The sequence below is a fragment of the Vannielia litorea genome (genome assembly GCF_018424695.1).
Lineage (GTDB): Bacteria > Pseudomonadota > Alphaproteobacteria > Rhodobacterales > Rhodobacteraceae > Vannielia > Vannielia litorea_A.
The window spans coordinates 1-7,033 of sequence record NZ_QTNQ01000127.1 but is presented as its reverse complement, the minus strand read 5'-3'; the positions used below and the strand labels follow the sequence as shown (position 1 = coordinate 7,033).

The following is a 7,033-nucleotide window of genomic DNA, read 5'->3' as shown; positions in this document are numbered from 1 at the left end:
GGGCCACGCGCCCGGGCAGGTGACCGCCCCTGTTCATTTTCTTGCTGCAAATACCTCTGCGGGGGTGTGGGGGTGCAAAACCCCCACTCCGGCCCCTCCACCCTTCCCAACGCCAGAAACCGGGCGTAAAGCGTGACTCATGCACACGATTCCCCTCCGCGAGGCGCACAGGCTGCCCCGTTGGCGCCAGCCGATCACCCTGCTCTTTCTCATGGCCGTGGCGATGCCGCTGGCCTTTGCCACATGGTCGGCCCTGCTGAACAACTTCGTCATCGAGGTGGCAGGCTTCGACGGGCGCGATATCGGCTGGTTGCACACGGTGCGCGAGATACCGGGCTTTCTGGCCATCGGGGTGATCGCGCTGATCATCTTCATCCGCGAACAGGTGTTGGGGCTGATCTCGCTGGTGCTGCTCGGCGTGGCCACCGCGATCACCGCGCAGTTCCCCTCACTCGGCGGCATCCTGACGATCACGCTGCTGAGTTCGATCGGCTTTCACTACTATGAAACCGTCAACCAGTCGCTCCAGCTGCAATTCCTCAAGATCGAGGGTGCACCGCAGATGCTCGGCTGGCTGCTGGCGGCGGGGTCGGCCTCCACCCTTGTCGCCTATGTCCTCATCGTCATGACCTGGGAAACCTTCGATCTGTCGTATTCCTTCGTCTACTGGGTCTCTGGCGGGCTATGCACGGCCATCGCGCTGTTCTGCCTCGTCGCCTACCCGCGTTTCGAGGGCGATCACAGGCAGAACACCCGGATGGTGCTGCGCCGCCGCTACTGGCTCTATTACCTGCTCCAGTTCTTTTCCGGCGCCCGGCGGCAGATCTTCGTGGTCTTTGCCGGATTCATGATGGTCGAGCGGTTCGGCTTCGAGGTGCACGAGATCACCGCGCTCTTCCTCATCAACCTCGTCGCCAACATGATCTTCGCGCCGCTCATGGGCCGCCTCGTGGGAACATGGGGCGAGCGCAACGCGCTGATCTTCGAATATGCCGGGCTTGTCATTGTCTTCGCGCTCTACGGCGGGATCTACGCCTTTGGTTGGGGCGTTGTGCTGGCCTCCACACTCTACGTGATCGACCACCTCTTCTTCGCCCTCGCACTGGCGCTCAAGACCTACTTCCAGAAGATCGCCGACCCGGCCGACATAGCCCCCACCGCCGCCGTGGCCTTCACGATCAATCACATCGCCGCGGTCTTCCTGCCCGCCCTTCTGGGGTATCTCTGGGTGGTTTCTCCGGGCGCCGTCTTTGCCCTTGCCGCCGCCATAGCCTGCGGATCGCTGATGCTGGCGACGCTTATCCCCCGACATCCTGCGCCGGGGCACGAAACGCGGCTATCACCCAGGTTTGAAGCGCCCGCGGAGTAGGATCGCAGCAAAAGACATGAAACCGGGTGCATTCTTCCTATATCATCCGACAAAGACACCCGGAGGGAATCGAGCATGTTCGGATTTGGACGCGACAAATCGCAGATGGTCGGCGAAGGCGAGGCACTGCCTGGCCGCATTGCCCCCATCGCCACCGCTAAGGCGCATCAGCTGACCGGTGCGCCGCTGACGAAGGTGGTGCCCGCAGGCCAGGAAGCGGCCATGTTCGGCATGGGCTGCTTCTGGGGCGTGGAGCGCCTGTTCTGGCAGTTGCCGGGCGTCGAGCTGACGATGGTGGGCTATGCGGGCGGATTCACGCCGAACCCGACCTATGACGAGGTCTGCACCGGCATGACCGGCCACAACGAGGTTGTCCGCCTGCACTACGATCCGTCCCGGATCAGCTACAACGATCTGCTCTCTGCCTTCTGGGAGGGGCATGACCCGACCCAGGGCATGCGGCAGGGCAATGACCGGGGCACGCAGTACCGCTCGGGCATTTACGTGTTCAGCGATGCGCAGAAGGCCACCGCCCTCGCTTCGAAGGAGGCCTACCAGGCCGCGCTGCTGGAAAAGGGGCTTGGCAAGATCACCACCGAGATCCTGATGGCCCCCGATTTCTACTTCGCCGAAGACTATCACCAGCAGTACCTCGCCAAGAACCCGGGCGGCTATTGCGGCCTCGGCGGCACCGGCGTGACCTGTCCGGTGGGCCTCGGCGCGCGATGAACGCGCTTCCGGGCGTCGAGGACGGCGCCTGGTACAATTGCATGACCGACGAGTTGGGCGCGCTGCGCGATGCTGCGCGCCTTGCCTGTCACGAACACGCCACCATGGACCCCGCCAGCCGCGGCACTTGCGGACCACGCCTGCGCGAGGTGCTGGGCGGGTTCGGCACGGGCTGTTTTCTTGAAGCGCCGTTCCACGTCGCCTATGGCGTGAACCTGCACCTCGAGGACGGTGTCTACATCAACGCCTTCTGCACCGTTCTCGACACCGCGCGCGTCAGCATCGGCGCGCGTTCCCTGCTGGGACCGGGCGTGCACATCTACTGCGCCGACCACCATCACGAGGTGACGGGCCGTGAGAAAGGGCTGGAGCGGGCGCTGCCGGTCACCGTAGGCCGCGAGGTCTGGATCGGCGGCCATGCGACGCTGCTGCCGGGCATCACCGTTGGCGATGGGGCGATCATCGCCGCAGGTGCGGTGGTGACGCGGGATGTGCCCCCGGGCGCGACGGTGGCAGGCGTTCCCGCGCGGACGCTGTGAGGCGGGCCCGCGTGCGGGCGAAGACGCCTCGAAGGGCGGATGAGCCCGGCTTGACCACCCTTGACCGCGCCCGGCAATCCTCCTACCCGGCTCCCGACCCATCGCAGGAGCCTGTCCCATGCCCACCTACACCGCCCTCACCACGCTTGCAGGCAAGCCCGCCGCCGAGGCCCTGGGCGAGGCGCTGGAGCGACTCGATCCCGCCCCCACCGGCGTCGGTGTCTTCGAGGTCGAGGATGACAGTGGCCTCTGGGAGGTGGGCGGCTATTTCACCGAGGCCCCCGACGAGGCGGGTCTCGCCCTGCTGGCCGCCGCCTTCGAGGCGAAGCCCTTCACCATCTCGGAACTCCCGGAGACGGACTGGGTCGCCCATGTCCGGCGTGAGCTGGCGCCTGTCGAAGCCGGGCGCTTCTTCGTCTATGGCAGCCATGACGCCGACAAGGTGCCCGAGGGCGCCCTGCCGCTTCTGATCGAGGCCGCCATGGCCTTTGGCACCGGTCACCATGGCACCACGCTGGGCTGCCTCAAGGCCTTCGACCGGCTGCTGGAGGGCGGCCTCGCCCCCTGCCCGGTGGCCGATGTGGGCTGCGGCACCGCCGTTCTGGCCATGGCCGCCGCACGGGTCTGGGATGCGCCGATCATCGCCTCGGACATCGACCCGGTGGCGGTGGAAGTGGCCGAGGCCAACCTCGCGGCCAACGGACTCACCGGCAAGGTGCACTGCCTCGAAGCCGCCGGGCTCGATCACCCCACACTTGCGGGGGCGGCACCGTTCGGCCTCATCTTCGCCAACATTCTGAAAGGCCCGCTCATCGGTCTCGCACCCGACATCGCCCAGGCCATGGCGCCCGGCGGCCATGCGATTCTCTCCGGGCTTCTGAACGATCAGGCCCCTGATGTGACGGCCGCTTACGTCGCGGAAGGGCTCACTGTGGAAAACTCCGAAACAATCGGCGACTGGACGACTCTCTGTCTCGCAAAATCCTGAGGCCGCGCCCAATTTCCGCCCAACTCATGGCGCATCCTGATCTTCAGGCGGGGGCTGCGCGAACAGATTTTTCGGACGGAGAGAGAGCCTTGGCCGACCCAACCATGCAGAACTTTGCCGGACGCATCCGGCGGATCGAGAAGATCCACCGCAAGGGCGGTGGGTTTGAAGCCACGGGCACACTAGGGCAAAGCTTTTACAGCAAGTCCAAGCGCACCAAGCGCCCGGTGCTCAGACCGGCGCTGACCGTGCTGGCGGTGTTCGTCTGCTTCAAGGCGCTCACTCTCGCCCACCTCGGCAGCGCCGATTACACCGCACGGCTGGAAGGCCTGCGCGAGGGCAACACCGTGCAGCGCGTCGGTGCGCATCTGATGGCAATCGACCCGATCACCCAAGCCGCCGCCGCGGGCATCAAGCCGCTGCTCCGCTAAGATCTACCTCTGCTCACAGTTTCCGGGCGCGGGCGTGTCGTGAAAACGGTGCGCCCGTCGGGCTTTCTGGCCGTGTCGTCGTCCGCGCGCCTAGCGCATCTCGCCCAGCAAGCCGGCAATGTGCTCGGGCCACTCCCGCTCCCCAACCAGCGCCGCCCGCACCAGCCCGTCGAAGTGCCCGGTGATCGCCTGCACCCGCTCCCGATCGCGAAAGGCGAGGTAGGAGGAGCCGAGGTAGACCACGGCCAGCAGCGGGCCGAATACGGTGACAGGGGCCGAGAACATGCGGCGCTGATCGAACAGGCAGATCCTGAGTTGCGGATAGAACTGCCGGTGCAGCTCGCGCATCCACTCCAGCTGCTCGCGCCGAATATCGAGCGGCAGGCCACGATAATATCCCGTGCCCATGACGAAGGCGGCCAGTTCATCGAAGGGCAGCGCGATTTCGTAGTCGCTGCCCGAGCCGCGCATCCAGTCCAGCCTGTCCTGCGCCGCACCGATGGCCTGGGCCGTCGTCTTGCCGAGGTGGGGGGCATATTCCCAGTGCAGCATCGCCGGGGTTTTCAGCATGTCGGGCAGGGTGGCGGGCACGTGACGGATCTTGTAGCCCGCCGCCTCGCGGTGCCAAGCAAAGATCTGGTCGTCGATCAGCGCCCGCTCCGCCTGGGTGATCGAAAGCGCCGCCTCCGCCAGCTGGGCCGCGCGCTCGGGCCGGTCGGTGAGGCCCAGCAGCCAATCGGCGCTGACGCCCAGCGCCCCGGCCATGTCGCCCAGAAGCTGCGCGCCGGGCAGGCGCGGCGCCTCGCCCTTCAGAAGTTGCGACAGGGTCGAGCGGCTCACGCCCACGGCCCGCGCCAACGCCGCCTGGCTCATCCCCGCCTCGGCGAGCGCCTCCGTGCAGCGGGTGCGAAACAGGGCGGCGCGGGCGCGTTTGTCCATTTTCATGATCATATGTTCATAATTATCAACAACGCTCCTAAATGTTAACCGTTAACCGCCTCCTGCGGGCGTGGCACAGCGCGTACCAGCGGACACAGACGGCATACGCCCGCCCCCGACATCGAAGGAGGCACCTTGAACGCCCCCCGCCCTGCGACCGGCACCGAATGGCCAACCCTCGCCCTGCTCGTCACCTGCTACGGTGTCTTTGCGCTGGGCACGAGTGCAGTGGCGGAGCTTTCCCTTCCGGTCGGCATGGTGGCCACCACGCTCGCTCTCGTTCTCCACTCCTCGCTGAGCCACGAGCTGATTCACGGCCACCCCTTTCGCTCCGGCACGGCCAATGCCGCGCTTGTCTTTCCCGCCCTCGGCCTCTTCATCCCCTACCTGCGGTTCCGCGACACCCACCTGGCACACCATCAGGACAGCCTGCTGACCGACCCCTACGACGACCCCGAAAGCAACTACCTCGATGCGGGCGACTGGGCCCGGCTGCCGGCCTGGCGCCGGGCGCTGCTGCGGGTGAACAACACGCTGGCCGGACGCATTGTGCTGGGGCCGATCGTCGGCCAGATCGCCTTCATGGCGGCGGACTGGCGCGCGATCCGTGCGGGAGACTGTCGCGTGGCGGTGAGCTGGGCCCTGCACGCGGTCGGGCTGCTGCCTGTGGCGCTCTGGCTCGCCATGGCCCAGATGCCGCCAGTGGCCTATCTCGCCTGCGCCTATGCCGCCCTGTCGATCCTCAAGATCCGCACCTTTCTGGAGCATCAAGCCCATGAACGCGCCCGGGGCCGCACCGTGGTGATCGAGGATCGCGGGCTGCTGGCCTTTCTCTTCCTCAACAACAACCTGCACGTGGTGCACCACATGCACCCGCGCACCCCGTGGTATCGCCTGCCCCGCCTCTACTTCGCGAACCCGGCGCGCTACCTCAGCCGCAACGAGGGCTATCGCTACCGGTCTTACGGCGAGGTCTTTCGGCGCTATTTCCTGAAGGCGAAGGACCCGGTGGCGCATCCGCTGTGGCAACGGCAGGGGCCGCCCGCGCCCTGAGGCTTCCCTTTTTCCATTTTGTGTGCGCATAGCATGCAAATGGACTGGCTCTGGATCCCCTTCGCCCTCACCGCCGCGCTCATCCAGGCGATGCGGTTCATGGTGCAAAAACAGATGGCGCAGGCGGGGCTCACGGCCACGGGTGCCACATGGGCGCGGTTTCTCTACTCGTTGCCGATGATCTGGGCGGCGCTCTGGCTCATGGTCTGGCTGCGCGGCATGGAGCTGCCCGCACTGGGCGATGCGTTCTGGCTATGGGCCGCCATTGGGGGCAGCTCCCAGATCCTCGCCACTGTCTTCACCGTGATGCTCTTTACCCGCCGCAACTTCGCCGTGGGCGTCACCCTGCGCAAATCCGAAGTGCTGCTGACCGCCGCCGTCGGCTGGGCGCTGCTGGGCGAGGTGCCGGGCTGGGGCGGCTTTGCGGCGATGGTGGTGGGCATGGTGGCCATCCTGATGCTCTCGGGCACCGGCGGCAGGCTCCGGCTCGATGCGCGCTCGGCCAGCCTCGGCCTCGGCGCGGGCCTCTTCTTTGCCTTCTCCGGTGTCGGCTACCGCGCCGCTACGCTGGAGGTGGCGAGCGACGATATCCTGCTGCGCCCGGCCCTCGCGCTGGGCTGCGTGGTGATCCTCCAGAACGTGCTGATGGTGGGGTGGCTGGCCCTGCGCGACCGGGCCGAAATCACCCGCGTCCTCGCCGCGTGGCGGCCGGGCCTCGCGGTGGGCATCACCTCGTTCACCGGGAGTTTCTTCTGGTTCGCCGCCTTCGCCCTGCAAACCGCTTCGGTGGTCTTCGCGCTCGGGCAGGTGGAGGTGTTGTTCTCCATGATCATCGGTGCCCGCGTCTTCTCCGAACGGCTCTCGGGCCGCGAGCTCGCCGGCATCGCCCTGCTGGTCGCCTCGGTCATCGCGCTGGTCGCCGCAACGCACTGACCTCGTTCATTTTCTTGCTGCAAATATCTCCGGGGGGTGCGGGGGGCTGGCC

8 protein-coding genes are annotated in these 7,033 nt (G+C 66.6%); 7 read left to right on the top strand and 1 reads right to left on the bottom strand.

Features of this window, described 5'->3' with window-relative positions; all coding sequences use genetic code 11:
* Positions 1-139: 139 nt before the first annotated feature.
* The 5 genes from DYI42_RS22525 to DYI42_RS22505 all read left to right on the top strand — a co-directional run bounded on the left by DYI42_RS22525 (position 140) and on the right by DYI42_RS22505 (position 4,056).
* Entirely contained in the window at positions 140-1,369 is a 1,230-nt protein-coding gene (locus DYI42_RS22525; protein ID WP_213549179.1) for an MFS transporter, read from the top strand.
* Between the two features lie 75 nt (positions 1,370-1,444).
* Complete coding sequence (gene msrA / locus DYI42_RS22520) at positions 1,445-2,098, top strand: peptide-methionine (S)-S-oxide reductase MsrA (protein ID WP_213549177.1); 654 nt, start codon at positions 1,445-1,447, stop codon at positions 2,096-2,098.
* Complete coding sequence (locus tag DYI42_RS22515) at positions 2,095-2,637, top strand: sugar O-acetyltransferase (RefSeq protein WP_213549175.1); 543 nt, start codon at positions 2,095-2,097, stop codon at positions 2,635-2,637. The genes msrA and DYI42_RS22515 overlap by 4 nt, the downstream gene beginning before the upstream one ends.
* Positions 2,638-2,755: 118 nt before the next feature.
* Positions 2,756-3,625: a 50S ribosomal protein L11 methyltransferase gene (locus DYI42_RS22510; RefSeq protein WP_213549173.1), complete on the top strand. Its 870-nt coding sequence runs from the start codon at positions 2,756-2,758 to the stop codon at positions 3,623-3,625.
* Between the two features lie 89 nt (positions 3,626-3,714).
* On the top strand, positions 3,715-4,056 hold the full coding sequence (locus tag DYI42_RS22505; protein ID WP_213549171.1) for a hypothetical protein: 342 nt from the start codon (positions 3,715-3,717) through the stop codon (positions 4,054-4,056).
* Positions 4,057-4,146: 90 nt separating this feature from the next.
* Here the strand turns inward: DYI42_RS22505 and DYI42_RS22500 are convergent, their stop codons facing one another.
* The gene (locus DYI42_RS22500) at positions 4,147-5,007 is read right to left on the bottom strand and encodes a helix-turn-helix domain-containing protein (protein WP_213549169.1); all 861 of its coding nucleotides are present in this window, start codon (positions 5,005-5,007) and stop codon (positions 4,147-4,149) included.
* A gap of 123 nt (positions 5,008-5,130) precedes the next feature.
* Between DYI42_RS22500 and DYI42_RS22495 the strand changes: the two genes are divergently transcribed.
* Both DYI42_RS22495 and DYI42_RS22490 read left to right on the top strand, forming a co-directional pair.
* Entirely contained in the window at positions 5,131-6,048 is a 918-nt protein-coding gene (locus tag DYI42_RS22495; protein WP_244868096.1) for a fatty acid desaturase, read from the top strand.
* 39 nt (positions 6,049-6,087) lie between these two features.
* Positions 6,088-6,981, top strand: a complete 894-nt coding sequence (locus tag DYI42_RS22490) for a DMT family transporter (protein WP_213549167.1) — start codon at positions 6,088-6,090, stop codon at positions 6,979-6,981.
* Positions 6,982-7,033 lie beyond the last annotated feature (52 nt).

Bases quoted from the DNA above. Each gene is read 5' to 3' on its own strand.
- DYI42_RS22525 (WP_213549179.1), top strand. From the start codon at position 140: ATGCACACGATTCCCCTCCGCGAGGCGCACAGGCTGCCCCGTTGGCGC.
- msrA (WP_213549177.1), top strand. From the start codon at position 1,445: ATGTTCGGATTTGGACGCGACAAATCGCAGATGGTCGGCGAAGGCGAG.
- DYI42_RS22515 (WP_213549175.1), top strand. From the start codon at position 2,095: ATGAACGCGCTTCCGGGCGTCGAGGACGGCGCCTGGTACAATTGCATG.
- DYI42_RS22510 (WP_213549173.1), top strand. From the start codon at position 2,756: ATGCCCACCTACACCGCCCTCACCACGCTTGCAGGCAAGCCCGCCGCC.
- DYI42_RS22500 (WP_213549169.1), bottom strand. From the start codon at position 5,007: ATGATCATGAAAATGGACAAACGCGCCCGCGCCGCCCTGTTTCGCACC.
- DYI42_RS22490 (WP_213549167.1), top strand. From the start codon at position 6,088: ATGGACTGGCTCTGGATCCCCTTCGCCCTCACCGCCGCGCTCATCCAG.